Origin of the sequence: Arsukibacterium sp. (assembly GCF_036735525.1) — a bacterium.
In the GTDB taxonomy this organism is placed as follows: domain Bacteria; phylum Pseudomonadota; class Gammaproteobacteria; order Enterobacterales; family Alteromonadaceae; genus Alishewanella.
The window spans coordinates 33,929-58,940 of the sequence record NZ_DAINOE010000001.1 but is presented as its reverse complement, the minus strand read 5'-3'; the positions used below and the strand labels follow the sequence as shown (position 1 = coordinate 58,940).

Here is a 25,012-nt window from a genome sequence, read left to right as displayed (position 1 = left end):
CTCAAAGGATGGCCAGTGTTATTACAGAAATATTCCGTTGCAACAACGCTTATTGCTCTTATCGGCCTAAGTGGTTGCGTCTCACAAAGCAGTTATGTCGGCAGTGATCGGCAGGTTGGACAACGCGCCGTTGATAATACTGAAGCGGCCCGTACCCGTATCTCGCTTGGCCTGAACTATTTACGTCGTGGTGATACGACTCAGGCAAAATATAACCTGGAACGGGCACGCAGCTTTGCTCCCAATTTACCTGAAGTCTATAGCGCACTGGCATTTTATTTTCAGACAGTTGGCGAAAACGTTCAGGCCGAAGCCGCTTATAAACAAGCACTTGCTAAAGACAATAACAATGCGGATGCCTACAACAACTATGGCGCCTTTTTATGTCAGATTGGTAAGTATGAAGAAGCCGAAAGGTTGCTGTTAACTGCTATTTCGCGCCCTGGGTATATCCGGGTAGCTGAAAGTTATGAAAACCTGGCGCTGTGTCAGTTAGAGCTGCGGGGTTTTGATAAAGCCCGTGTCTATCTGGAATCGTCAGTTGCGCACAATGCTACCCGCATCACGTCACTGATGAATTTAGCTTCGGTGCATTATGCTATGGGTAATAATGTCGGTGCGAAAACTGAATTACAGCGTATTCAGCGACTGGGCCGGGTGTCGGCACGCAGCACCCTGTTAAACTATCTGGTGGCAGAAAAACAGGGTGATGTTGCCACGCAAAAGCATGCCGAACAATTATTGCTGACCTTATACATTGACAGTGCTGAAGCCCGTTTACTTCTGCAAAAGCGTTTGCTGGACAGTGAGTTTGAGCAGTTACGTGAACAATACAAAGAAAGCCTGATGGCCAATATTGTCATGCCGGCCGACTTTAACCGCAGTGAGCCGACACCCGCCGTGGCCAACCCGCAAATGCGTGTCGTTCGACGTAAAAGCCCGGAACAAATTGCCAGTGAGCAGGCTTCCGCACAGAGCACGCCTGCAGAGCCAGTGCGTCGTCGCGCTCAGCGTCCTACCCCAGCAACTGAAAACGCTACTGCGGCAGTAACGGTAGCAGAGCAGGTTGTTGCTGCCCCAAGCCATTCTGCCAGTGCTATTGCTTCAGGTTTGAGCAGTGCCTCAACGCCTGTGGTTTCGCAACCTGTAAATAGCCTGCCACCTGCAGAACAAGAAGCCGGGCGCATAGTTGTCGCTCAACCTCAGCCGGCAACCCAGGCTGAAACAACTGATGGCACATTGCAAAGCAATGGCGCTACAGTAAATCCGACTTATGTGATGCAACCGGTGATCAGAGAATTAACCGAAGCGGAGCTACTGGCGGCAGAAGCGCTGGTTAATGCACAGGAAGCTACAGTTGAGCAGCAGGCAGTGATTGAGCCTGCCAATGATGCTCAACAATTCCCTGTTCAGCAAACAGGCGAGCAAGTTGCTGGCCGCGTCACTGCCGCTGAGCTTGGCGCTGCCACTACTGAAAATGCGACGAATGCGCCACCAAGCTATCAGCTGCAACCGACTATTCGCCAGTTGAGTGACGAAGAATTGGCTGCACAGGCGGCAACGCAACAGCAGGCGGTGCAAGCCGCCCAGGTGCGTCCGGCTTTGCCTGAAGAAACGATACTGGCTTCAGTACACACCACTGCAACGCCAGAAACGGTTTTTGAAACAGATGCTGATACCGAGCCAGCAACAGAGCCTCAGCTGGTAACTGAACTGTCTGACTTAGAAACGCTGCCCTACCACGTTGTGGCCGCTGGCGAATCTCTATATGGCATTTCGGTGCAGCATAATATACGTTTAGCCCGCTTAATGGAGTGGAACCAGCTAACTCCTGAAGCACGAATTAAAGCCGGGGATAAAATATGGTTAGCAGAGGGTGGGGAACGGGTAAACGTTGAGACCAGACCACAGCAGCAACAAATAACACCAGATTCACCATTTCATCAGGTCGCTGAGGGCGAAACGCTGTTTGCTATTTCTTTTCAGTATAATATCCGGCTTGATCGTATTATGGCCTGGAATAACCTGACGGACAGTAGCCGGTTAAGGGTTGGGCAAAAACTTTGGCTGGTTGATCCGGAAAGTATCGAACCATGAGCGAACCTGAATACACTGTCCTGACGGCGGGTCAGTTGTTGCGTCAGGCCCGGGAGCAGAGACAACTTAGCCTGGAACAGGTGGCACTGCAGTTAAATCTTAGGGTATCAGTACTGCAGCAAATTGAGCAGGACCAACCCGATGCAGCAACATTGCCTACTTTTACCCGTGGTTATGTAAAAGCCTATGCTCGTTTATTAAAATTGTCCGAACGTGAGGTGATACAAGCGTTAGAGCAAACGAATGCTGTGCCTGCAGTAAAAGCGAAACCCATGCAGACATTCTCTAACCGCACGGCCAATCAAGTCACAGAAAACCGCTTTATGTGGTTAACCTACGCCATTATTGGTCTGTTGATTTTATCGTTATTGGTCTGGGGTTGGCAAAGTATGCAGCAGGGTAGTCTGGAGCAAGCCGCTATTGAACAGGACCAGGTGCAGCAGCAAGCAATGCCGCCACAGGTGCAGCAGCGGCAAACGCTAGTTGAATCGGATCAAACGTTGACCACTCATTCAGTCCAGCAATTTACCGAAGTTTCTGAGGTTGCCACTGAAACTGAGCAATTGACTGAATCGTTAGAAGTAGCCATATCAAGTGTGGCAGGTGATTGGCAGCAAGCCGAACAATTCAGCAGTCAGGACCAATTAGCTGTCGACCGTCTCTTAATGCGATTTAATGATAATTGCTGGATAGATGTGGTAGATGCCACCGGTAATCGTGTGGCCTATGGTACTAAGCAAGCCGGTTATGTGATGGAACTGACTGGTCAGGCACCGTTTTTAATCACCCTGGGTAATCCCAGTGTGGTCAGCATTGAATTAAATCGTCAACCTTTTGATATGTCGGCGCTGCCCGGTGGCAGGGTCGCCCGTTTCAGCCTTCCCGGACAAGAGTAGCATGTTTGCAGATAACCCGATAAAGCGTCGTATCAGCACGCAAATTAAAGTAGGCTCAGTACTGATTGGTGGCGATGCGCCGATCGCAGTGCAGTCCATGACCAATACCCGTACCACTGATGTGGACGCCACTGTGGCACAAATACGTGCCATTGCCGCGGCAGGCGCCGATTTAGTGCGGGTATCAGTACCTACTATGGAGGCTGCTGAAGCCTTTAAATTAATTAAACAGCAATCGACGGTGCCTTTAGTTGCTGATATCCATTTTGATTACCGTATCGCCTTAAAAGTGGCTGAATATGGCGTGGATTGCCTGCGGATTAACCCGGGTAATATTGGCCGCGAAGATCGCATTCGCGCCGTGGTAGATTGTGCCCGCGATCACAATATTCCTATTCGTATTGGGGTCAACGGTGGCTCGCTTGAGGCAGATATTCAGGAAAAATACCGTGAACCTACGCCCGAGGCGTTGGTAGAATCAGCGATGCGCCACGTGGATATTCTGGATCGGCTGAATTTTGATCAGTTTAAAGTCAGTGTGAAAGCGTCAGATGTATTTTTAGCGGTGGGTGCTTATCGTTTACTGGCGAAACAAATTAAGCAACCTTTACATCTTGGGATCACCGAAGCAGGTGGCGCCCGTGCCGGTGCCGTTAAATCGGCTATTGGCTTGGGCATGCTGTTAGCCGAGGGTATCGGCGATACGCTACGTATTTCGCTGGCAGCTGATCCGGTAGAAGAAGTGAAAGTCGCTTTTGATATTTTAAAGTCATTACGTATTCGCCAGCGTGGCATTAATTTTATTGCCTGCCCCAGTTGTTCGCGGCAGGAGTTCGATGTCATTAAAACCATGAACGAACTGGAGCAACGGCTGGAAGATATTATTGAGCCGCTGACTGTGTCAGTGATTGGATGCGTGGTAAATGGCCCTGGCGAAGCATTGATTTCTGATTTAGGCGTGGCCGGTGCCAGTAAAAAAAGTGGCTTCTATGTAAATGGTGAGCGGCAAAAACTGCGACTGGATAACGGTAATATTGCCAGTGAACTAGAGCAGCAGGTGCGGCAATATCTGCAACAGCGCATTGCGGTAAGGCAGTTGGATTAACTTTTGCGCCAGTTACGTATAGAATAGCGCCATTTTCAGCCTAGCGGCCAGATTACAGGAAACCTAACCTTGTCAAAATCTATTCAAGCCATTCGCGGCATGAACGACTGCCTGCCGCAAGACACTGCTTTGTGGCAATTTGTTGAGCAGACACTGCGTGATACCGTCAGCCGCTATGGTTATAGCGAAATTCGTTTTCCCATAGTGGAGATGACGGAACTGTTTAAGCGCTCTATCGGTGAAGTAACAGATATCGTCGAAAAAGAAATGTACACCTTTACCGATCGCAATGGCGACAGCCTAACCTTGCGCCCGGAAGGGACCGCTTGCTGTGTGCGGGCAGGTAATGAACATGGATTACTGTACAATCAGGAGCAACGGTTGTGGTATACCGGCCCGATGTTTCGCCATGAACGGCCACAAAAAGGCCGTTACCGGCAGTTCCATCAGTTTGGTCTGGAAGCCTTTGGCATTGCCAGCGCCGATATTGATGCCGAAGTCATTATTCTTAGTGCCCGATTCTGGCAGCAACTGGGCTTAGCGCCTTATGTTAAGTTGCAACTAAACTCGCTGGGGTCTAATCAGGCGCGTGCCGAATACCGCGAAGCCTTGGTGGCGTATTTAGAACAGCATCTTGAACTGTTAGATGAAGATAGCCGTCGGCGTTTATACACTAACCCATTGCGGGTGCTGGATAGTAAAAACCCGGCGCTGGCAGAGGTATTAGCCAAAGCACCGCAATTATCGGCCTACCTGGATGAAGAGTCTGCTGAGCATTTTGCACAATTACAGCGTCGCTTAAGTGCTGCCGGTATTGAATTTGAGATCAATCCACGGCTGGTTCGTGGCCTGGATTATTACAACAAAACGGTATTTGAGTGGGTGACCACTGAGCTGGGTGCCCAGGGCACAGTGTGTGCTGGTGGTCGCTATGATGGTTTAGTGGAGCAGCTCGGCGGTAAACCGACACCTGCGGTAGGCTTTGCCCTGGGGCTGGAACGTTTAGTCTTACTGTTGCAAAGCCTGAATTTAGTCCCCGCTTTACCTGCTACTGCGGATATTTATCTGATGGCAGTAGGAGAGCAAGCGGAACTTGCAGCTATTGCTGTTGCCGAAAGGCTGCGTAGCGAGTTACCGGCAAAACGTGTTATCTTGCACTGCGGCGGTGGTAACCTGAAAAAACAATTTAAAAAGGCTGATAAATCGGGTGCTGACATAGCGCTGATTTTAGGCGATGAAGAGCTGGCGCGGGGCGAAATTACCCTGAAATGGTTGCGTGAGTCACACCCTCAACAAACGATTGAACTCAGTAAGCTGACTGAGCAACTGGCCTGAACCTGCATGCAGGTCGATTGAATTAACGGAGTAGTAACGTGGAAATATACAGCAGCGAAGAACAACAGGTTGAAGCGATTAAACGTTTTTGGCATGAATATGGTAAAGCTATTGTTGGTGGGGTAGTGATTGGTTTAGTCAGCTTATATGGCTGGCGTTACTATCAGGCCGAACAAAGGGCCAGTGCCGAGCGCGTATCCTCAGCTTACAGCCAATTGCTGCAACAACAGGACAATGAAGCATGGCTGGAACAAGCCCAGCAATTTATCGCTGAGCAAGGTAGCAATAATTATGCACAGTTTACCGCTCTACTTGCCGCTAAAGAGGCGGTTAACGCCGGTGATCTGGCCGCGGCAGCCCAACAATTGAGCTTTGTGCAGCAGCACAGTAAAGAACCTGCGGTGCGTGCTCTGGCTCAGCTGAGACTGGCAAGAGTGCAGCTGGAGCGCGGCGAATATGCTGCAGCACTGCAAGTGTTAGCACAGCCGGTACCGGAAAGCTTTAATGCGCAGTTGGCAGAAATTAAAGGTGATGTGTTGTTAGCGCAAGGCGAGTTCGTCCAGGCTAAGGTCAGCTATCAGCAGGCACTAGAGAGCAGTACTCAGCAACAGCCGTTACTACAAATTAAATTAGATGAGCTGGCGCACATTGCAGCCACTAAGGGGTAGATTTTGGTGGTAACTGTTAAACGGCTGGCTGCGCTGGCGCTGGTGTTGGCTATTGCCGGCTGCTCGAATAAAGAAAAATTGCTGTTACCTGAGGTAGAGAATCGTTTTACGCCTGATCGGGTGTGGGATGCTCAGGTAGGTAAGGGCGTAGCGCATTACGATTCAGCCCTGACGCCATTAATGACGGAAGATACTATTTATGCCGCCAGCCGTGAAGGCATAGTCGCGTCCATTGAACTGAGCAGCGGAAAACGCAACTGGACCTTTGATGCGCGCAAGGGGGAAACGATTTCACGCTTACGCCGAGTGTTGATGACCTGGTCTGATAAAACAGCATTGCTGGCCGGTGGTGTAGGTTACGGCTATGGTAAAGTGTTTGTTGGCACTGAAAATGGCGAAGTATTAGCGCTGGATAAAGACAGTGGCGAGCTGCTATGGCGCACCAAGGTTAAAGGCGAAGTGCTGGCAACCCCGGTAGCGGGTGATAATCTGGTGGTGGTTGCGCTGGGGTCCGGCAGCATTGTCGCGCTAGATCCACAAACGGGTGAACAACGCTGGTTATTTGAAAACGAAATGCCGGCACTGAGCTTGCGTGGGGTAAGCCAGCCTGTTATTGATAGTGGTGGTGTTGTTTATGGCACAGCTTCTGGTCGAATTGGTGTACTGGTGGTAGACCGGGGCTTTCAGGCCTGGGAAGAAGTGGTGGCTACCCCTAAAGGCAGCACCGATTTATCGCGGCTGGTAGATGTCAAAGCTAAGCCTCTGGTCATTGCAGGGACTATATACACCATTGCTTTTAATGGCGAATTGATGGCGCTGGAGTTACGAACTGGCCGGCAACTGTGGAAACGCGATTACGCCAGTTTCCGCAATATGGCGGTGTCAGGTAATACCCTTTACATCGTAGATTCTGAAGCCAGGATCCATGCGGTTGATCGGCGCAATGGTACTGAAATTTGGAGCCAGACTGGCTTACATCGCCATATGTTGACTGGCCCTGCCGTATACAAAGATTATTTGGTGGTGGGTGATAACAAAGGCAATCTGCATTGGCTGGATCGTGCTAATGGCGATTTAGTATCACGGCAGCTGTTTGATCCATCAGGTTTTTATGCTGATCCGGTAGCGAATAATGACTACCTGTTAGTGACAAGCCGTGATGGTGAGCTAGTCTTATTAAAAACACCTTAACCGGTACCTTTTTTTAAACACCTAACAAACAGGTCTGTACAGACCTGTTTTTGTTATTTTTGAGGTTGACAACATGTTACCTGTAGTGGCCCTGGTGGGCCGTGCCAACGTTGGCAAATCCACACTGTTTAATCGCTTAACCCGCACCCGTGATGCCTTAGTGGCAGATTTTCCCGGTCTAACCCGGGATCGTAAATATGGCTCAGTAAATTTCGAGGGCATGGAATTTATTGTGGTAGATACCGGTGGTATCGATGGCAATGAGCAAGGCATCGAAGTGGAAATGGCTGAGCAGTCGCTTAAGGCCATTGCCGAGGCTGACGTGGTGTTGTTTATGGTGGATGCCCGCGCTGGCGCGACGGTAGGTGACAGTGCCATAGCCGATCATATTCGCCGTGTAGAAAAGCCGGTTTTTCTGGTCGCCAATAAAACCGATGGTTTGGATGCCGATACCGCTGTGGCTGACTTTTATAGCCTGGGCATAGGCGAGGTATACCCTATAGCCGCAGCACATGGTCGTGGCGTGTCATCGTTATTGCAACATGCACTGCTGCCGTTTTTAGCGGATAAACTGCAAACCAAAGACGACATTGAAACGCTGAGTGAAGACGCTCCTGCCCTGGAAACCCTGACCGAAGAGCAAGCCGATGCAGAAGCGGCACGTTTACGCTCTGAGCACATTAAGCTGGCGATTGTCGGCCGGCCAAATGTCGGCAAATCAACGCTGACCAACCGTATTTTAGGGGAAGAGCGGGTAGTGGTATTTGATATGCCCGGTACCACCCGTGATTCAGTGTTTATTCCGATGCAGCGCAATGAGCGTAATTACACCCTGATTGATACCGCTGGTGTGCGTCGTCGCGGCAAAATTGATGATATGGTTGAGAAATTCTCGGTCATTAAAACCTTACAGGCGATTGAAGAAGCCAACGTGGTGATCCTGGTGCTGGATGCGCGTCAGGGCATTTCTGATCAGGATTTAAGCATACTGGGGTTTGCGTTAAATGCCGGCCGCTCGCTGGTGATTGCCGTGAATAAATGGGATGGTTTGGATGAGTCGGTAAAAGAGGACGTGAAGCGCGAGCTGGACCGTCGGCTGGGCTTTATCGACTTTGCCCGGTTGCATTTTATTTCTGCATTACATGGCTCAGGCGTGGGCAATTTATTTGAGTCGGTAGAAGAGGCCTTTGATTCTGCCACCAAGCGCGTTAGTACATCCTTACTTACCCGGATCATGAAAATGGCACAGGAAGATCATCAGCCGCCGATGGTGCATGGTCGTCGTGTTAAGCTGAAATATGCGCATGCTGGTGGTTATAACCCACCTATTATGGTTATTCATGGTAATCAGGTAAAAGACTTACCCGACTCATACAAGCGTTACCTGATGAATTATTTCCGCAAAGCCTTGCAGATGATGGGCACGCCGATCCGGGTGGAGTTCCGTGAAGGTGAGAACCCCTTTACCCCGACTAAAAAGAACACGGAAACGGCATTGCAAAAGTACAAGCGCGAGCGCCTGATGAAAGCCCGGCAAAAAATCGCTAAAAAAGATTAATACTAAGGATTAACAGATGAAATTCCGTTTTCCGGTAATCGTGATAGATGAAGATTTTCGTTCAGAGAATATCTCAGGCTCAGGTATCCGTGATTTAGCCGAGGCCATTGGCAGCCATGGTTTTGAGGTAGTGGGTTACACCAGCTATGTTGATTTAACGGCCTTTGCCCAACAAGCCAGCCGTGCCTCCTGCTTTATTTTGTCGATTGACGATGAAGAATTTGGCAGTGGTACTGATGCCGAAGTCAGTGCCGCGCTGGCTGAGCTACGCGCCTTTGTCAAAGAAGTGCGTAAGCGCAATGCCGATATTCCGATTTTTTTATACGGTGAAACCCGAACCAGCCGCCATATCTCCAATGATATTTTGCGTGAGCTGCATGGTTTTATTCATATGTTTGAAGATACGCCTGAGTTTGTTGCCCGGCATATTATCCGCGAAGCCAAAAAGTACCTGGATGCGCTGGCACCGCCATTTTTTAATGCGTTAATGCATTATGCAGAGGATTCCTCATACTCCTGGCACTGCCCGGGGCACTCCGGCGGCGTGGCCTTTTTAAAAAGCCCGGTGGGCCAGATGTTTCACCAGTTTTTTGGTGAGAATATGCTGCGGGCCGATGTCTGTAACTCAGTGGATGAACTGGGGCAATTACTGGATCACACCGGGCCGGTAGCGCAAAGTGAGCAAAATGCGGCCCGTATTTTTAATGCCGATCATTTGTTTTTTGTTACCAACGGTACCTCAACCTCGAATAAAATGGTTTGGCACTCCGTGGTCGCACCAGGTGATATAGTGGTAGTGGATCGCAACTGCCATAAATCGATTTTGCATTCTATTATTATGACCGGTGCCATACCGGTATTTTTAATGCCGACCCGCAACCATTACGGCATTATTGGCCCTATTCCGAAAAGCGAGTTTTCGCCCGAAGCCATCGCTAAAAAGATTGAAGCCAACCCTTTTGCCCGTAATGCCAAAAATAAAAAGCCGCGCATCTTAACCATTACCCAAAGTACCTACGATGGTATCTTGTATAATGTGGAAGAAATAAAGCAGCAGCTGGGCTCAACCATAGATACGCTGCATTTTGATGAAGCCTGGCTGCCGCATGCCAGCTTCCACGATTTTTACCATAATATGCATGCCATAGGTAAAGACCGGCCGCGTTCAGAAGAAACCCTGGTATTCGCTACGCAATCTACCCATAAACTACTGGCCGGTTTGTCGCAGGCATCACAAATTTTGGTGCAAAATGCCCAGCACCGTAGCCTGGATACGCACCGCTTTAACGAATCCTATTTAATGCACAGCTCGACCAGCCCGCAGTACGCCATTATTGCCAGCTGCGATGTAGCAGCGGCGATGATGGAAGCACCGGGTGGTACCGCGCTGGTGGAAGAAAGCCTGCTTGAAGCCATAGATTTTCGCCGTGCCATGCGCAAGGTGGATGCAGAATTTGGCGACAATGACTGGTGGTTTACCGTATGGGGCCCCGAGCATTTGCCGGAAGAGGGCATAGGTGAGCGCGATAACTGGATGCTGCATGCTGCCGACAGCTGGCATGGCTTTGGTGATATTGTCTCTGGTTTTAATATCCTTGACCCGATTAAAGCCACTATTATCACGCCGGGTCTGACGCTGCAGGGGCAGTTTGATCAGTGGGGTATTCCGGCTACTATCGTCAGTAAGTATCTGGCTGAGCATGGTATTATTATTGAAAAAACCGGCCTTTATTCGTTCTTTATTATGTTTACCATTGGTATTACTAAAGGCCGCTGGAACTCTATGGTCACTGAGTTGCAGCAGTTTAAAGACGATTACGATCAAAACTTGCCGATGTGGCGGGTAATGCCGGAATTTGTTGCTAAAAATCCGCGCTATGAAAAAGTCGGCCTGCGCGATCTATGTCAGCAAATTCATAATATTTACCGGCAGTTTGACGTGGCGAAAGTCACCACCGAGATGTATTTGTCGACCATAGACACCGCTATGACCCCGGCTGATGCCTGGGCGAAAATGGCCCACCGCGAAATTGAGCGGGTGTCAATCGATGATATCGAAGGTCGTGTCACAGCAATGCTGGTTACGCCTTACCCACCAGGTATACCGTTGATGGTGCCAGGCGAGCGCTTTAATAAAACCATTATCAACTATCTGCAATTTACCCGGGCGTTTAATAGCCAGTTCCCTGGCTTTGAAACCGATGTGCACGGTTTAGTGCGCGAAACCATTGCCGGTGAAAGTCATTACTTTATTGATGTGGTGGTGGAGTAAGTGCTAAATGTTGAGTGTTAAAGCTATGTGCTAAACGCTAAATAAAACCGGGTTGGTGTGCTGCACTGCCCGGTTTTTCATTTCTGACGTTTTTAGCACTGTACTCGCTTTATCAGCTCGCGCTCAATGGCAAACACATGCTCATCATGCTCATTCATATCGCGTAGTGCTTGTGCCAGCTTCAACAGGTACTTGCTATTGGGGCCACTTGGGCCTTGGCTTTTGGCAATATGTGCGGCGATGGCGGCATCGGTGTCCGGTCCTAGAAAGGCTTCATTATCGGCGCTGGCTACATATACCAGGCCTTCTGTTTGTCCAGGTTCATCCAGCCAGTGCAACTCGGTAAACACCCGCAGGTAGCCGTTTTTTTCGCGGTGATCCAGGTGTTCAAAGGTATCAGGTGTCACTTTATAGGCCATGCCGGCGCAGCGCGCGCCCGGTGCTTCAACTAAGGTTAATACCCTCCCTGGTGCCTCTGGTGTGCCGCGATGATCATGCGAGCCCTGCCAGAAACGGCGCTGCCAGCCATAAATACAGGCAGGCTTACACTTGAGAAAAGGAAAATCGGCTTTGTAAATCAGTGAGCCATAACCAAACAACCAGACTGAATCCAGATGATCCAACGGCTGGTTCTGCTTGTTCAAGGCGATAGTGTTGTGTGACATAGCTCTCCAGACTGGCACTGTTGGCAAAAGTACATTTTAGGGATGGCCAAGCATGGTAGCAATATTCTGGCGACAGTGCAGGCTCAAGGAAAAAGTGGTCGGAGATAATTAAAAACGAGCCATAATAACTCTATGTATTTCAGTGCTTTGTACCGGCATGGTGATTATTGGCTCCGACCCCTTTTTCTCTTTTTCTGTTTGGATAAAACTCATTAGTTTTTAACCCAGCGTATAGCGGCCTATGGCTCATTCAGTTTTATTACCTCTGCATCAAAACCACCCTCTGCCAGTTTAATCGCTACCTTCTCCCCGGCTTTTAGCTGGCTGCTGGAGGTTACTACCTGTTGTTTGTCATCAAAGGTAATGCTGTAACCACGCGCTAAAGTCGCCAGTGGGCTTACGGTGTTTAGCTGGTTGCTTAAGCGGCAGAGGGTTTGTTGCTGCTGCTTTAGTTGCAAACTTATGCCACGCTGCAGCCGTTGTTGCAGTTGCTGCAGCTGGTCATGCTGCTGCTTAATGGCTTTAGCCGGCGATAGGTGCTGCAGGCTTTGCTGCAAATACTGTTGTTGGCGTTTGGCGTTAGTTAGCTGCTGGCCAATAACCCGGTTTAAACGCAGTTGCAGCTCGTCTAAGCGTTGTTGCTGTTGTTGTAAGCGCCGTTTCGGGTGCAGCGCTAATAAGCGTTGCTCCAATTGTTTCAGGCTGGGCGCTAAGCGTTGTAACTGATTGCGCTGTGCTTGCACCAGAGCACTTTGCAGGCGGCGTAGCCGTTCCAGCAAATGGCTTTGATCGGGCGATACCAGCTCGGCCGCGGCAGACGGTGTTGCGGCGCGCACATCAGCGACAAAGTCGGTGAGCGCAAAGTCAATCTCGTGCCCCACGGCGCTGACAATAGGGATAGGGCAGGCGGCAACGGCGCGGGCCAGCTGCTCGTCATTAAAACACCATAAATCTTCTAATGAGCCGCCGCCGCGGCCAATAATCAGTACATCCACTTCATTGCGGCTAATGGCGGTGCTGAGCATAGCGTGCATTTGCGCTGCGGCGGTATCGCCCTGCACCTGACAGGGGTAGATTATAACCGCTATGCCCGGGGCTCGGCGTTGTAATACGGTACTGATGTCACGCACAGCGGCGCCGGTGGGAGAGGTGATAATGCCTACCCGACTGATGTGTGGCGGCAATGGCTTTTTACGTTCTTCAGCAAATAAGCCCTCGGCCTGCAGCCGGGCTTTTAGCTGCTCGTACTGCTGTTTTAACAGGCCATCACCGGCCGGCTCTATCATCTCGGCCAGTAACTGATACTCACCGCGTGGCTCATACACACTTATGCGCGCCCGGATTAACACCTGCTGGCCGTTTTGTGGCTTTACCGTAGCATTGCGGTTGGCCTGCTTAAACATCGCTACCTTTACCTGGGCGGCCTGATCTTTCAGTGAAAAATACCAATGGCCCGAGGCGGCCTGCACAAAGTTAGACACTTCACCCACCAGCCACAGCCGCTGAAACTGCAGCTCTAAAATAAGCCTGACTTCGCTGTTTAAGCGGGAAACGGTATAAATATCGGGGTTTTGCATGCCGGGCCCTGAGTGACTGAACTGGCATTAGTGTACGCTATGGCTGGCTATCAGCACAAAAAGAAAAAACCCATTGTTCTATTGCTGCATTTCCGCTAAAATTGCGCCGCAACATTCCCTATCTTTTCATCCTTCACAGCGAGATTGTTGCAATGCTCAGGATCAAGAAAGAAGCCCTTACCTTTGACGATGTGTTATTGGTGCCGGCGCACTCTACCGTACTACCCCACACTGCGGATTTACGCACTCAACTGACCAAAAGCATCACGCTGAATATTCCAATGGTATCGGCCTCTATGGACACGGTAACCGAAGCCCGCTTAGCCATAGCGCTGGCGCAGGAAGGTGGTCTGGGTTTTATTCACAAGAATATGACCATAGAAGAGCAGGCCGCGAATGTCCGTAAGGTGAAAAAATATGAAAGCGGCGTGGTATCGGATCCGGTCACCGCACTGGCCGATATGACAGTACGTGATGTGCAAGCCCTTGCACAGCAACATGGTTTTTCCGGCTTTCCGGTATTAGATAATCAAGGCGATCTGGTGGGTATTGTTACCGGCCGAGATATGAGCTTTGAAGCTAATCTGCAAGCTAAAGTGACCGAAGTTATGACGCCGCGCGACAAGCTGGTCACAGTGAATGAAAATGCCCCGCGTGAAGATGCCTTAAAGCTAATGCACAAACACCGCATTGAAAAAGTGCTGGTGGTCGATGACAACTATAAATTAAAAGGGCTTATCACGGTTCGTGATTACTATAAAGCGGCCAGCAAGCCTAACGCCTGTAAAGACGAATTAGGACGGTTGCGCGTGGGTGCGGCAGTTGGCGTAGGCCCGGGCACTGATGAGCGTATTGCCGCCTTAGTAGAAGCCGGTGTCGATATATTGTTAATTGATACCTCACATGGCCACTCGCAAGGTGTTATTGATCGGGTTAAAGAAACCCGTGCCCAGTACCCGGATTTACAAATTGTCGCCGGTAATGTCGCCACAGCTGAAGGCGCCAAAGCCTTAGCTGACGCTGGTGCCAATGCCGTGAAAGTCGGCATAGGTCCGGGCTCCATTTGTACCACCCGTATTGTTACCGGTTGTGGTGTACCGCAAATTACCGCGATATCCGATGCGGTAGAAGGCGTGCAAGGTACTGATGTGTGTATTATTGCCGATGGCGGTATCCGCTTCTCCGGTGATGTCGCCAAAGCCTTAGTGGCCGGTGCGCACTGCGTGATGGTCGGCTCTATGTTTGCCGGTACTGAAGAAGCGCCAGGCGACGTTGAGCTGTATCAGGGCCGTTACTATAAATCATACCGTGGTATGGGCTCATTAGGTGCTATGGCACAGCGCAATGGCTCGTCAGATCGTTATTTCCAGGGCAGTAACAACGCCGAAAAATTGGTACCGGAAGGCATTGAAGGCCGCGTGGCTTACAAAGGCCCGATTGAAAACATTATTCACCAGCAAATGGGCGGCCTGCGCTCAGCCATGGGCTTAACCGGTTGCCCGGATATGACCACCCTGCGCACCAAGCCTGAGTTTGTCAAAGTGACCGCAGCAGGCATGGGCGAGTCACATGTGCATGATGTGCAAATCACCAAAGAAGCACCAAACTACCGCTTAGGTTAACTGGTGTTTTGCTAATGTGGCTGGCTAACCCCAGCCACTTTACTTTTTAAAAGTATTAAACGTTTTTAAAGGTCGCTATGAACAAAAACATTCATCACCACCGCATCCTTATTCTCGACTTTGGTTCCCAGTACACTCAGCTAATTGCGCGCCGGGTGCGCGAAATTGGCGTCTATTGTGAGCTATGGGCCTGGGATGTCAGCGAAGCGCAAATTCGTGATTTTAACCCCACCGGTATTATTTTATCTGGCGGCCCGGAAAGCGTGCACGAAATGAACTCACCGCGCGCACCACAGTATGTGTTTGAAGCCGGTGTGCCGGTGCTGGGCATTTGCTACGGCATGCAAACCATGGCTGAGCAACTGGGCGGCAAGGTGCAGGGCTCCGATATGCGCGAGTTTGGTTATGCACAGGTAGAAGTGGTAGCGGCCAACGATTTATTTGCCAAGATTGAAGATCACATTGGTAGTAACGGCAATGCGCTGTTAGATGTATGGATGAGTCATGGCGATAAAGTGGTGGAAATTCCAGCGGGCTTTCTCACTTGCGCCACGACTTCAACTTGTCCACATGCCGGTATGGTCGATGAAGCTCGCCAGTTTTATGGCGTGCAGTTCCATCCGGAAGTGACGCATACCCGTCAGGGCCTGCGCATGCTGGAGCATTTTGTCGTCGACATCTGTGGTTGCGACAAACTGTGGACACCGGCCTCGATTATTGAAGACGCTATTATCCGCTTAAAGCAGCAAATTGGTGATGACAAGGTTATTTTAGGTTTATCTGGCGGCGTTGACAGCTCGGTAGTGGCCATGCTGTTACACCGTGCCATTGGCAAAAACCTGACCTGTGTCTTTGTTGATAACGGCCTGCTGCGCTTAAACGAAGGTAAGCAGGTAATGGATATGTTTGGTGACCATTTTGGCCTGAACATTATTAAAATAGAAGCTGAGCAGCGCTTTTTAGACGCCTTAGCCGGTGAAAACGAACCGGAAGCCAAGCGCAAAATTATTGGCCGCGTCTTTGTAGAAGTGTTCGATGAAGAATCACAAAAGCTGGAAAACGCCAAGTGGTTAGCACAGGGCACCATTTATCCTGACGTGATTGAATCTGCAGGCTCTGCTACCGGCAAAGCCCATGTGATTAAATCGCACCACAACGTGGGCGGTTTACCGGCGCACATGAAACTGGGCTTGGTAGAACCGCTGCGCGAGCTGTTCAAAGACGAAGTGCGTAAGGTCGGTTTAGAGTTAGGCCTGCCATACGACATGCTATACCGTCATCCGTTCCCGGGCCCAGGCCTTGGCGTGCGGGTACTGGGCGAAATCAAAAAAGAATACTGCGATATCCTGCGCCGTGCCGATGCTATCTTTATTGAAGAGCTGCACAAGGCCGATTTGTACAACAAAGTCAGCCAGGCGTTTGCGGTATTCCTGCCGGTGAAATCTGTGGGTGTCATGGGTGATGCCCGTAAATACGATTGGGTCGTATCACTGCGCGCAGTAGAGACCATCGATTTTATGACCGCGCACTGGGCGCATCTGCCTTACGAGCTGCTGGGTAAGGTGTCTAACCGTATTATCAATGAAATCAACGGCATTAGCCGTGTGGTCTATGATATTAGCGGCAAGCCACCAGCGACTATCGAATGGGAATAATTTAACCGTTATCCTTGCCACGCAGACGGCATTGTGTTCGCCGTTCACTCCGGTCACATACTATCTGTATGCTGCCGGAGCTGATCGGCTCGACAGCTCAGCCTTCACTTTGCTTTTCTGCGGCGCGCCCGGTTTGCACTGTGGCGATATTGGCAAAGGGCGAGCGGGATACCGCTATGATCAGGAGCAGCGCGGGTATGCCTAAGATAGCAGTGAAGATGAAAAACTGGCTGTAGCCCATCATATCTACCCAGCCGCCTGAAAAACCACCGACAAATTTAGGCAGTAACAGCATCAGCGAGCTGAACATCGCATATTGGGTGGCGGTAAAGGCTAAATTGACTAATGAAGACAAATAGGCAATAAAGGCGCTGGTGGCAATGCCGGCACTGAGATTATCCGCCGAGATCACCATAGTTAACCAGAACATATCATGCCCAATAATACTTAACGCCGAAAACAATATATTGGTCAGGGCGCTTAATAAGGCGCCGCTAAACAAGATGGGCAAAATGCCGAATTTATTAATCAACACGCCACCCAAGCCCGCGCCCAGTAAGGTCATAATCACGCCAAATACCTTAGATACCGCGGCGACTTCTTCTTTGGTATAACCCATATCAACATAAAAGGCATTGGCCATTACGCCCATTACTATATCGGTTAAACGGTAACAGGCAATCAGAGCCAGGATCAGCAAGGCATGCCATTTGTAGCGGTTAAAAAAGTCTAAAAAGGGCTCAACGGCCGCCTGTTTTAACCAATGACGAAAACGGTGCAGCGCGCTGCCGGCAATAGCCGTATGTTGCTGAATAACGCTAACCGGCTCTGCACTGCACAGGGTGGCAATAATGCCAGGAAGCATAAACAGCGCCATCACGAAATAAGCCTGCTGCCAGGCTTGAAGTTCATACTGGCTGCTGTCAGTAGAAAAGACAGCAGCAAACCATAAGGTGCCGGCAGAAGCCAGGATCATCGCCAGGCGGTAGCCGGTTAAATAAGCGGCGGCAAGAGCCGCTTGTAATTGCTGTGGCGCACTTTCAATACGAAAGGCATCTACACTGATATCCTGAGTGGCAGAAGAAAAGGCTAACATCACCGCAAAAATGGCCATTAAGGCTAAATTTTGCTGCGGATCGTTAGTGGCCATGCCCAGTATCGCCAAAATGCAGCAGAGCTGGGATAAAAACAACCAGCTGCGTCTGCGGCCTAACCAATGGTTGAGCTTAGGAATGGCCAGATGATCGGCCAGCGGTGACCACAACCATTTAATGGCGTAGGCCATGCCAACCCAACTGAAAAAACCAATTTCAGCGCGCGATACGTCGGCTTCCCGCAGCCAGAAAGACAGCACGCCAAACACCAGCATTAGCGGTAAGCCACTGGAAAAACCCAACACAAAAATGATTAAAACACGTTTATGCCAATAAATGTTTAAGGCGCTAAGCCAGCCGAAAAAAGAAGACAAGGGAGTATTCCTCTGCTCAAGATATTGCTAGCTTACCTTTGTGCACCAAGAGGTCAAGCGCTTGCGGTAATGAGCAGGTTAATAAGGCTAAATGAAGGGGGACTCATGGACGCACGCCGACACAGTTCCGTGGGATCCGGCCTTTGCCTTTGAGGTAACATATGCAGTCTTGAATATTGCTGCGCAGTAATTTGTCGTCACGCAAAAAAGGTTCAGGCCAGTATTCAAGTTGGTGTAGCAGATGCCAGAACACCCGTTCACGGTAACTCAGGTTACTGGCAGGACGCCAGCTAAGCTGCGCCCATTCTTCCAGGGTATCCCAGACAAACAAATGCAGCTCCTGATGCGCCAGGCGGCCGCGCAGAAAGCGTGATACATAAAATATCAGCTGTTGTGTCTTTTGTTCGATAAAGGTTTCAATCATACCTGGCCTTAACTGCGGCAAAGCGTACCGCAATTAAGACAAGTATAGCCGCTTTTACGAGGCTGGCAGTAAGATCACCGTTTTTAATATCACATGCTCAAGCGGCACATCAGGCCAACCCAGCTCAGACATGCCGGTTTCAATCTCCGCAATTTTGCTCAGCACCTCCATGCCGCTATGAACCTGACCAAAGACCGCATAACCCCAGCGCATCCCAGGATCCAGGCTGGTGTTATCGTTCAGGTTAATATAAAACTGACTGGTGGCACTGTGCGGATCACTAAGCCTGGCCATGGCAATTGAGCCCAGTTGGTTTTTCAGGCCATTGCCGGATTCATTAAACACCGTTGGGAGTGCATCAATTTCTTTATAATCAGGCGTATAGCCACCACCCTGCAATACAAAGTCAGGAATCAGCCGGTGAAATACCGTATTGTTATAGGCATTACGTTTAACGTAACTCAAAAAGTTATTCACCGTGAGTGGCGCCCGGCTGCGGTCCAGCTCAATGATAATATCGCCATGGCTGGTCACCAGCTGTACTTTGGGAAACAAGTTATCCGGTTGCATAAACTGGCCAGCCTGAGTGCAACTGGCAAACAAGGCCAGCAAGATCCATACAGAAAACCGCATTAGCGCCTCCGCAGTTCGGTTTGCCAGCTGCTATCCTGCAATATTTGGTTAATGACCTGTTCGGTTAAAATCCGAAGTTCACGTTCTACCGCCGCAATGTCGGCCCTGAAGGGCGCAGTAAAGCGGCTGTCACCACCATAAGGTTTGCTAAACTGGCCATCAGGGTGTTGCACCATTACGGTCATGGCCACCTGATTAATCACTTCATGATCTAATGGCCGCTGATTAATAGTCGCTTGCAGCTGATTTAGTTGAATAGTCAGTTTAACGCTGCTATTGGCATTAATGCGAGCGCCTTGTTCCATAAGAGCTTGCTGTAAATTTTGCTCCAGGGTGGCGCGTAAATCGTTACTGGTGGCTTGTTGCTGACTGCTGTCGCCACGCCGGATGGTAAGGGTATGGCGGTAAGGGCGCTGATCATTTAAAGCAAAACTAAACTCAGTTTGGGTCAGCCGTTGCTCTTGCGGCCAGAATACCTGAGGTTCCAGAATAAAACGTGGGGCCGGGCTGCTGCAGCCGGCCAGTAAAAACGTTAACACCAACAGATAGCGCATAGTTAACTCCTCTTAATGGCTTCTAATATAACAAATTTTGGATTGGCTGCCAGCTGTTGGCAATGGCCAAATAAGCGGGTCAGCGGCTGCTGGTAGGTTAGATGTCGGTTGGCGACAATTCTGAGCCTGCCGCCTTTGCGCAATACCCGTTTTGCTTCACTGAACATCTGGCTGGCTATATGTGTTGTGACCGCCGTATGCTGATGAAACGGCGGGTTACAAATGACCCAATCGGCACTGTTGTCTTGCTGGGCAGATAAGCAATCGTCTACCACAAACCGACACTGCGCCAGCGATTGCGGCAAGTTCTCACTAATAGTGGCTTGGGCTGAAGCAATCGCCATGTAGGATTCATCGCAAAACAACAGCTGTGCTTGTGGTGCTCTGGCTAATACCATCAGCCCCAGTACGCCGTTGCCACAACCTAAGTCAATAACCTGGCTGTTAGCGGCAACCTCAGGTAAATGCTGCAAAAAAAACCGTGCACCTATATCGAGTTTTTCCCGGGAAAACGCATTGGCATGATTGACCAGGGTAAAGGGGCTGTCATCCAGTGGCCAGCGCAGCGGAAATGGCGAGGCGCCAGGCGGTAAAGATAAATCGGGTGTACAGGTGATCAAGCGGCATTTTTTTACCGTAAGCGAAGCACTGGCCGGCCCTAAATGCTGTTGGAACAGCGCCAGTACATTACGGTGAATATCTTTAGCTTTGGCACTGGCCAGCACTTGCATATGAGGCTGTACTACCGTGGCTAACTGCTGCAACTGATAGTGCAACAGGCTATGATTGCCGGGTAATTTTAACAGCACCAGATCGGCATCTGCAGGCAGCGGTGCTAAGCTGGATTGGCTGCTAAAGGTGGCGCTGGAGGCGCTTGAGCTGGCATTATGCTGACGATTATAGCGGCAGCCCAGCTCAGACAGGTAAGAGTCGGTGACCCAGACTTGTGGCCAGGCACTGAGCGCACAAGAAAGCGCACCAAAGCTGTCATTAAGAATAAGCAGCTTAACTGGCCGCTGTAATGCGAGTTCGAGCTCAGCAATAGTGACAACAGCCTGCTGCAGCAATAATTCATCTGCCGCATCCCAGGCTTGTAAACTTCGATTTGGTTGCTCGAGCGGCCAGCGCGCTAAGCTAAGCTCACCGCTGGCACTATGAAAGTGGCTAGTCATATTAACAACTTTTATAAAGAGAGAACGGCATTTTGACACGCCCGGCGCACAGCGACAACTTTAATCCAACACCGCTGCAGTTTCAGCTGCCAGGGGCAGAGCTGAGCCTGTGGCCGGGCTTTTTAAAGGCCACGGCAGCCAGTCAGTTGCAACAGCAACTGACAACAGAGTTAGACTGGCAGCAAGAAAATATTTTGATGTTCGGCAAGAAGGTGGCCATCCCGCGCACTCAGGTATGGATGGGGGAGCCACATTGCTCGTATCGTTATTCAGGCACGCTGTTTCAACCGCAGCGCTGGCATGCTCAGGTGCAGCAGTTGGCGCAACAATTAAGCCAGTTTTTAGGTCAGCCATTTAATGCGGTATTACTGAATCGCTATATTGATGGCCAGCAACATATGGGCTGGCATGCCGATAATGAAGCTGAACTTGGCCCACAGCCGCTGATTGCATCTCTTAGCCTGGGGCAGCCACGGCGTTTTGATTTAAAGCACCGGCAACTGGATTGCCAACTGCAATTAACGCTGGAGCATGGCAGTTTATTACTGATGGCTGGCGGCTGTCAGCGTTACTGGTTACATCGGTTGCCCAAGCAGGCTCGCTGTACTGCTGAGCGAATCAACCTGACATTTCGCTATATAAAACCACCTTTTTAGATAAAATTATTTTATCGAGTGGCCCCAGCAGTTTAACCTCAGAGCCGGGTATATCGCGTCGATAAGCAGCGACAAGCGTATAGCGATTAGCTAGTATTGAGTTGAATGGGCGATTAAAGGAATGAAGACCATGTTGATACATACGTCGATAGAACAAAAATTACTGCACGCTTTTGAGCCAGTATTCCTTGAAGTGATAAACGAAAGTGCCAACCATAATGTGCCGGCTGGCTCGGAATCACATTTCAAAGTAGTAATAGTGACTCCGCAGTTTGATGGAATGCGCCTGTTACAACGACACCGGGCAGTTAATGCGGTAGTGGCAGAAGAGTTAGCTGAAAAAATACATGCATTAGCGCTACATACTTACACCCCATCTGAGTGGTATCAGTATTATGCTGAGACGCCGCCCCCTTCGCCAAAATGTTTTGGTGGTGCAAAAGCAGAAAAAGTGTCGGTATGACACTTTTTTTTCGCCTGCTGCGGGTTAAGGCTTAAAATGTTGTTCCATAAAAAACTAGCTGATCAGACCTGTTTTCTGCAGTAAAGTTTTACACTAGCGTCAATTTTCCGAAATAAAGCAGGATCTTCTATGGTTATTCAACCCAAAATTCGTGGTTTTATCTGTACCAATGCCCATCCGGTGGGTTGTGCCGAGCACGTTAAAGAACAAATTGCCTATGTTAAACAGTTAGGCCCGGTGGCTAATGACCCTAAAAATGTATTGGTGATTGGTGCCTCTACCGGTTATGGCCTGGCATCGCGAATTACTGCTGCCTTTGGCTCAGGAGCTAAAACTCTGGGTATTTTTTTTGAAAAAGAGCCGACTGACAGCAAAACCGGCTCAGCCGGCTGGTACAACACCGCTGCCTTTGAGCAGGCGGCAGATGCCGAAGGCTTATGGAACCAGCATTTAAATGGCGATGCCTTTACCGATGAATTAAAAGCACAGGCCATTGATATCATCCGCCGTGACATGGGCAAAATTGATTTAGTGGTCTACAGCCTGGCGGCCCCAAGGCGCAAAGATCCGGTCAGCGGCGAAGTCTACAGCTCAGTATTAAAGCCGATTGGCCAGTCCTATACTGCGAAAACGCTGAATACCACCAAGCGTGAAATTGAGCAGGTATCCGTAGACCCGGCCAATGATGAAGAAATTTTCAATACCGTTAAGGTGATGGGCGGAGAAGACTGGGAGCGCTGGTTAGATCAACTGGATGCCGCCGGTGTGCTGGCACCAGAGTGCCAAACCGTGGCTTATACCTACATTGGTAAAGAGCTGACCTGGCCCATTTATGGCAAAGCTACCATTGGCAAAGCCAAAGAGGATTTAGACCGCGCCGCAGCGGCCATTAGCGCTAAGCTCGCTGGTATTCAGGGTAAAGCCTATGTGGCTTCATTAAAAGCGCTGGTGACGCAGGCCAGCTCAGCCATTCCGATTATGCCGTTGTATATTTCATTGTTGTACCGGGTAATGAAAAAGGACGGCAGCCATGAAGGCTGTATCGAGCAGATTAATGGCTTATTCCGTCAGGGTTTATATAGCAACAGCCCAATACTGGATGACGCCGGCCGCCTGCGTATGGATGGCAAAGAATTAAGCGATGAAGTACAACACGCAGTAAAAGAGTTATGGGGTCAGGTTACTACGGAGACCATTGACAGCCTGACGGATTATGAGGGGTACCATAACGAGTTTTTACGCTTATTTGGTTTTGGTTACAGCCATGTCGATTATGATGAGGACTTGTCTCCAGCCGTACCGTTAACGCATCTGCGTAATTAGTCGTATTGACAAGCTAACAACAACCGCCAACAGGCGGTTTTTGTTTACTGGAAAAGGGGCTGATGTCAGCTAAGATTGACGATGACAGCTTGTTTGAGCATAACGGCAATAGCTTATGTAGCAGCGCAAAACCAGCTCCACAAACAGATGCAATTAACAGATAATTTTTAGTATTGGCATGGATAGATAGTCGCATTAATGCTAGAATTCGCGACTTTAATACGTGTACCTGGTTAAAATGTGAGCGGGCTGTTGCCAGCAAGCAGAATATCAGGTGTGCTGCCAACTGAGCAGCTGAAAAACTAGGCCCTGTTTCTTCCCAAAATAGTAGTGCAAGTACGTATGATAAAACTCAAAAAAGGCTTGGACATTCCCCTTGCAGGCAGTCCTAAACAAGAGATCACGACGGGCAATGCTATCAACACTGTCGCTGTATTAGGCGAAGAGTTTGTTGGTATGCGTCCGACCATGGCGGTTGAAGTGGGCGACAGCGTGAAAAAAGGTCAGGTGCTTTTCGAAGACAAGAAAAACCCTGGCGTTAAATTCACCGCACCGTTAGCAGGAACCGTTAAAGAGATTAACCGTGGTGCTAAGCGGGTTTTGCAATCGGTCGTTATTGATGTTGAAGGCGATGCGGCTGAGCAATTCCAGCGTTACAGCGCTGAGCAGCTGGCAGGGTTGTCTGCCGAACAGGTTAAGCAAAACCTGATTGAGTCAGGTTTGTGGATTGCACTTCGCACCCGGCCATTCTCGCAGGTGCCGGCGGTTGACAGTACACCCCGTGCGATCTTTGTTAACGCTATGGATACCAATCCATTGGCCGCTGATCCTGCAGTGATTATCAACGCTGACGCGCAAGCCTTTGAGCAGGGTTTAACCGTGCTGTCACGGCTAACCGACAAACTGTACCTCACCAAGAAAGCCGGTGCTCAGGTACCTTCTATCAGTCAGGCGCAAGTTGCTGAGTTTGCTGGCCCGCATCCGGCAGGCTTAGTGGGAACCCATATCCACTTTCTTGACCCGGTAAGCAGCAAAAAAATCGTCTGGCATATTGGTTATCAGGATGTGATCGCCATTGGTAAACTCTTTACCACCGGTGAATTGAGTTCAGAGCGCGTTATCGCGCTTACCGGTCCTGTAGTGAAAAATCCACGTTTGGTGAAAACCGTGCTGGGTGCTTCTACTGCCGAGTTAACTGCCAATGAACTTGCCGAAGGTAAGAACCGTATTATTTCAGGTTCAGTGTTGGCAGGTAATGCTGCTAATGGCGTGCATGGCTACGTTGGTCGTTACCACACTCAGATCTCTGTGCTGGCCGAAGGCTATGACAAAGAGTTTCTGGGCTGGATAGCACCTGGTGCTAACAAGTTTTCCGTGACCCGTGCCTATCTGTCACATCTGAACCCGACAAAACTGTTTAACATGACAACAACCACTAATGGTTCTTCACGTGCCATGGTGCCAATTGGTAACTACGAGCGGGTGATGCCGCTGGATATTTTACCTACTTTGTTGTTGCGTGATCTGGTATCTGGCGATACCGACAGTGCACAAACCCTGGGTTGTCTGGAATTGGACGAAGAAGATTTAGCACTGTGCACCTTTGTGTGTCCGGGCAAATATGATTACGGTACTATTCTGCGCAACTGCTTGACGACCATCCAGAAGGAAGGCTAAT

General features: G+C 49.8%; 21 protein-coding genes. 14 read left to right on the top strand and 7 right to left on the bottom strand.

Annotated elements, in window-relative coordinates; genetic code table 11:
- The first annotated feature begins 15 nt into the window (after positions 1-15).
- From pilW to V7D78_RS00245, 8 genes are all read left to right on the top strand, one after another.
- Positions 16-2,097, top strand: a complete 2,082-nt coding sequence (gene pilW / locus V7D78_RS00280) for a type IV pilus biogenesis/stability protein PilW (protein WP_333606415.1) — start codon at positions 16-18, stop codon at positions 2,095-2,097.
- Positions 2,094-2,993, top strand: coding sequence for a RodZ domain-containing protein (locus V7D78_RS00275; RefSeq protein WP_333606414.1), 900 nt, complete (start codon positions 2,094-2,096; stop codon positions 2,991-2,993). Before pilW ends, V7D78_RS00275 begins: the two co-directional genes overlap by 4 nt.
- Before the next feature lies 1 nt (position 2,994).
- Positions 2,995-4,098 carry a flavodoxin-dependent (E)-4-hydroxy-3-methylbut-2-enyl-diphosphate synthase gene (ispG, locus tag V7D78_RS00270; RefSeq protein WP_333606413.1) on the top strand — a complete coding sequence of 368 codons (1,104 nt, stop codon included), beginning with the start codon at positions 2,995-2,997 and terminating at the stop codon, positions 4,096-4,098.
- A gap of 69 nt (positions 4,099-4,167) precedes the next feature.
- Positions 4,168-5,433, top strand: a complete 1,266-nt coding sequence (gene hisS / locus V7D78_RS00265; protein WP_333606412.1) for a histidine--tRNA ligase — start codon at positions 4,168-4,170, stop codon at positions 5,431-5,433.
- A 38-nt stretch (positions 5,434-5,471) separates the two neighbouring features.
- Positions 5,472-6,101, top strand: coding sequence for a YfgM family protein (locus tag V7D78_RS00260; RefSeq protein ID WP_333606411.1), 630 nt, complete (start codon positions 5,472-5,474; stop codon positions 6,099-6,101).
- Positions 6,102-6,107: 6 nt separating this feature from the next.
- A complete protein-coding gene (bamB, locus tag V7D78_RS00255) occupies positions 6,108-7,292 on the top strand; it encodes an outer membrane protein assembly factor BamB (RefSeq protein WP_333606491.1) in 1,185 nt (394 codons plus the stop codon).
- A gap of 73 nt (positions 7,293-7,365) precedes the next feature.
- Positions 7,366-8,850 (top strand): ribosome biogenesis GTPase Der, encoded by a 1,485-nt coding sequence (gene der / locus V7D78_RS00250; protein ID WP_333606410.1) that lies wholly within the window; start codon positions 7,366-7,368, stop codon positions 8,848-8,850.
- Between the two features lie 16 nt (positions 8,851-8,866).
- The gene (locus tag V7D78_RS00245) at positions 8,867-11,122 is read left to right on the top strand and encodes an arginine/lysine/ornithine decarboxylase (RefSeq protein ID WP_333606409.1); all 2,256 of its coding nucleotides are present in this window, start codon (positions 8,867-8,869) and stop codon (positions 11,120-11,122) included.
- Between the two features lie 92 nt (positions 11,123-11,214).
- On the opposite strand, the gene V7D78_RS00240 is transcribed toward V7D78_RS00245, so the two are convergent.
- Positions 11,215-11,787 carry a gamma-glutamylcyclotransferase gene (locus V7D78_RS00240; protein WP_333606408.1) on the bottom strand — a complete coding sequence of 191 codons (573 nt, stop codon included), beginning with the start codon at positions 11,785-11,787 and terminating at the stop codon, positions 11,215-11,217.
- A gap of 239 nt (positions 11,788-12,026) precedes the next feature.
- Positions 12,027-13,364: an exodeoxyribonuclease VII large subunit gene (xseA, locus tag V7D78_RS00235; RefSeq protein WP_333606407.1), complete on the bottom strand. Its 1,338-nt coding sequence runs from the start codon at positions 13,362-13,364 to the stop codon at positions 12,027-12,029.
- A 152-nt stretch (positions 13,365-13,516) separates the two neighbouring features.
- Here xseA and guaB point away from each other — a divergent pair, with 152 nt between their 5' ends.
- Positions 13,517-14,986, top strand: coding sequence for an IMP dehydrogenase (gene guaB, locus V7D78_RS00230; RefSeq protein WP_333606406.1), 1,470 nt, complete (start codon positions 13,517-13,519; stop codon positions 14,984-14,986).
- Positions 14,987-15,063: 77 nt separating this feature from the next.
- On the top strand, positions 15,064-16,641 hold the full coding sequence (gene guaA, locus V7D78_RS00225) for a glutamine-hydrolyzing GMP synthase (RefSeq protein WP_333606405.1): 1,578 nt from the start codon (positions 15,064-15,066) through the stop codon (positions 16,639-16,641).
- Between the two features lie 97 nt (positions 16,642-16,738).
- Here guaA and V7D78_RS00220 read toward each other — a convergent pair whose 3' ends face one another.
- The 5 genes from V7D78_RS00220 to V7D78_RS00200 form a co-directional block, all read right to left on the bottom strand.
- Positions 16,739-18,109 (bottom strand): AmpG family muropeptide MFS transporter, encoded by a 1,371-nt coding sequence (locus V7D78_RS00220; protein WP_333606404.1) that lies wholly within the window; start codon positions 18,107-18,109, stop codon positions 16,739-16,741.
- Positions 18,110-18,212: 103 nt separating this feature from the next.
- The gene (locus V7D78_RS00215) at positions 18,213-18,533 is read right to left on the bottom strand and encodes a hypothetical protein (protein WP_333606403.1); all 321 of its coding nucleotides are present in this window, start codon (positions 18,531-18,533) and stop codon (positions 18,213-18,215) included.
- Positions 18,534-18,587: 54 nt separating this feature from the next.
- The gene (locus tag V7D78_RS00210) at positions 18,588-19,166 is read right to left on the bottom strand and encodes a peptidylprolyl isomerase (protein WP_333606402.1); all 579 of its coding nucleotides are present in this window, start codon (positions 19,164-19,166) and stop codon (positions 18,588-18,590) included.
- On the bottom strand, positions 19,166-19,720 hold the full coding sequence (locus V7D78_RS00205; protein ID WP_333606401.1) for a YajG family lipoprotein: 555 nt from the start codon (positions 19,718-19,720) through the stop codon (positions 19,166-19,168). The genes V7D78_RS00210 and V7D78_RS00205 overlap by 1 nt, the downstream gene beginning before the upstream one ends.
- A 2-nt stretch (positions 19,721-19,722) precedes the next feature.
- On the bottom strand, positions 19,723-20,892 hold the full coding sequence (locus tag V7D78_RS00200; protein ID WP_333606400.1) for a methyltransferase: 1,170 nt from the start codon (positions 20,890-20,892) through the stop codon (positions 19,723-19,725).
- A gap of 32 nt (positions 20,893-20,924) precedes the next feature.
- On the opposite strand from V7D78_RS00200, the gene V7D78_RS00195 reads away from it, so the two are divergent.
- The 4 genes from V7D78_RS00195 (at position 20,925) to V7D78_RS00180 (ending at position 25,011) form a co-directional block, all read left to right on the top strand.
- Positions 20,925-21,548 carry an alpha-ketoglutarate-dependent dioxygenase AlkB family protein gene (locus tag V7D78_RS00195; RefSeq protein WP_333606399.1) on the top strand — a complete coding sequence of 208 codons (624 nt, stop codon included), beginning with the start codon at positions 20,925-20,927 and terminating at the stop codon, positions 21,546-21,548.
- Positions 21,549-21,678: 130 nt separating this feature from the next.
- Entirely contained in the window at positions 21,679-22,011 is a 333-nt protein-coding gene (locus V7D78_RS00190) for a BolA family protein (protein WP_333606398.1), read from the top strand.
- 129 nt (positions 22,012-22,140) lie between these two features.
- Complete coding sequence (gene fabV / locus V7D78_RS00185; RefSeq protein ID WP_333606397.1) at positions 22,141-23,334, top strand: enoyl-ACP reductase FabV; 1,194 nt, start codon at positions 22,141-22,143, stop codon at positions 23,332-23,334.
- A 342-nt stretch (positions 23,335-23,676) separates the two neighbouring features.
- Complete coding sequence (locus V7D78_RS00180; RefSeq protein WP_333606396.1) at positions 23,677-25,011, top strand: Na(+)-translocating NADH-quinone reductase subunit A; 1,335 nt, start codon at positions 23,677-23,679, stop codon at positions 25,009-25,011.
- Position 25,012 lies beyond the last annotated feature (1 nt).

Bases quoted from the DNA above. Each gene is read 5' to 3' on its own strand.
- V7D78_RS00275 (WP_333606414.1), top strand. From the start codon at position 2,094: ATGAGCGAACCTGAATACACTGTCCTGACGGCGGGTCAGTTGTTGCGT.
- ispG (WP_333606413.1), top strand. From the start codon at position 2,995: ATGTTTGCAGATAACCCGATAAAGCGTCGTATCAGCACGCAAATTAAA.
- der (WP_333606410.1), top strand. From the start codon at position 7,366: ATGTTACCTGTAGTGGCCCTGGTGGGCCGTGCCAACGTTGGCAAATCC.
- V7D78_RS00245 (WP_333606409.1), top strand. From the start codon at position 8,867: ATGAAATTCCGTTTTCCGGTAATCGTGATAGATGAAGATTTTCGTTCA.
- V7D78_RS00240 (WP_333606408.1), bottom strand. From the start codon at position 11,787: ATGTCACACAACACTATCGCCTTGAACAAGCAGAACCAGCCGTTGGAT.
- xseA (WP_333606407.1), bottom strand. From the start codon at position 13,364: ATGCAAAACCCCGATATTTATACCGTTTCCCGCTTAAACAGCGAAGTC.
- guaB (WP_333606406.1), top strand. From the start codon at position 13,517: ATGCTCAGGATCAAGAAAGAAGCCCTTACCTTTGACGATGTGTTATTG.
- guaA (WP_333606405.1), top strand. From the start codon at position 15,064: ATGAACAAAAACATTCATCACCACCGCATCCTTATTCTCGACTTTGGT.
- V7D78_RS00215 (WP_333606403.1), bottom strand. From the start codon at position 18,533: ATGATTGAAACCTTTATCGAACAAAAGACACAACAGCTGATATTTTAT.
- V7D78_RS00210 (WP_333606402.1), bottom strand. From the start codon at position 19,166: ATGCGGTTTTCTGTATGGATCTTGCTGGCCTTGTTTGCCAGTTGCACT.
- V7D78_RS00205 (WP_333606401.1), bottom strand. From the start codon at position 19,720: ATGCGCTATCTGTTGGTGTTAACGTTTTTACTGGCCGGCTGCAGCAGC.
- V7D78_RS00200 (WP_333606400.1), bottom strand. From the start codon at position 20,892: ATGACTAGCCACTTTCATAGTGCCAGCGGTGAGCTTAGCTTAGCGCGC.
- V7D78_RS00190 (WP_333606398.1), top strand. From the start codon at position 21,679: ATGTTGATACATACGTCGATAGAACAAAAATTACTGCACGCTTTTGAG.
- fabV (WP_333606397.1), top strand. From the start codon at position 22,141: ATGGTTATTCAACCCAAAATTCGTGGTTTTATCTGTACCAATGCCCAT.
- V7D78_RS00180 (WP_333606396.1), top strand. From the start codon at position 23,677: ATGATAAAACTCAAAAAAGGCTTGGACATTCCCCTTGCAGGCAGTCCT.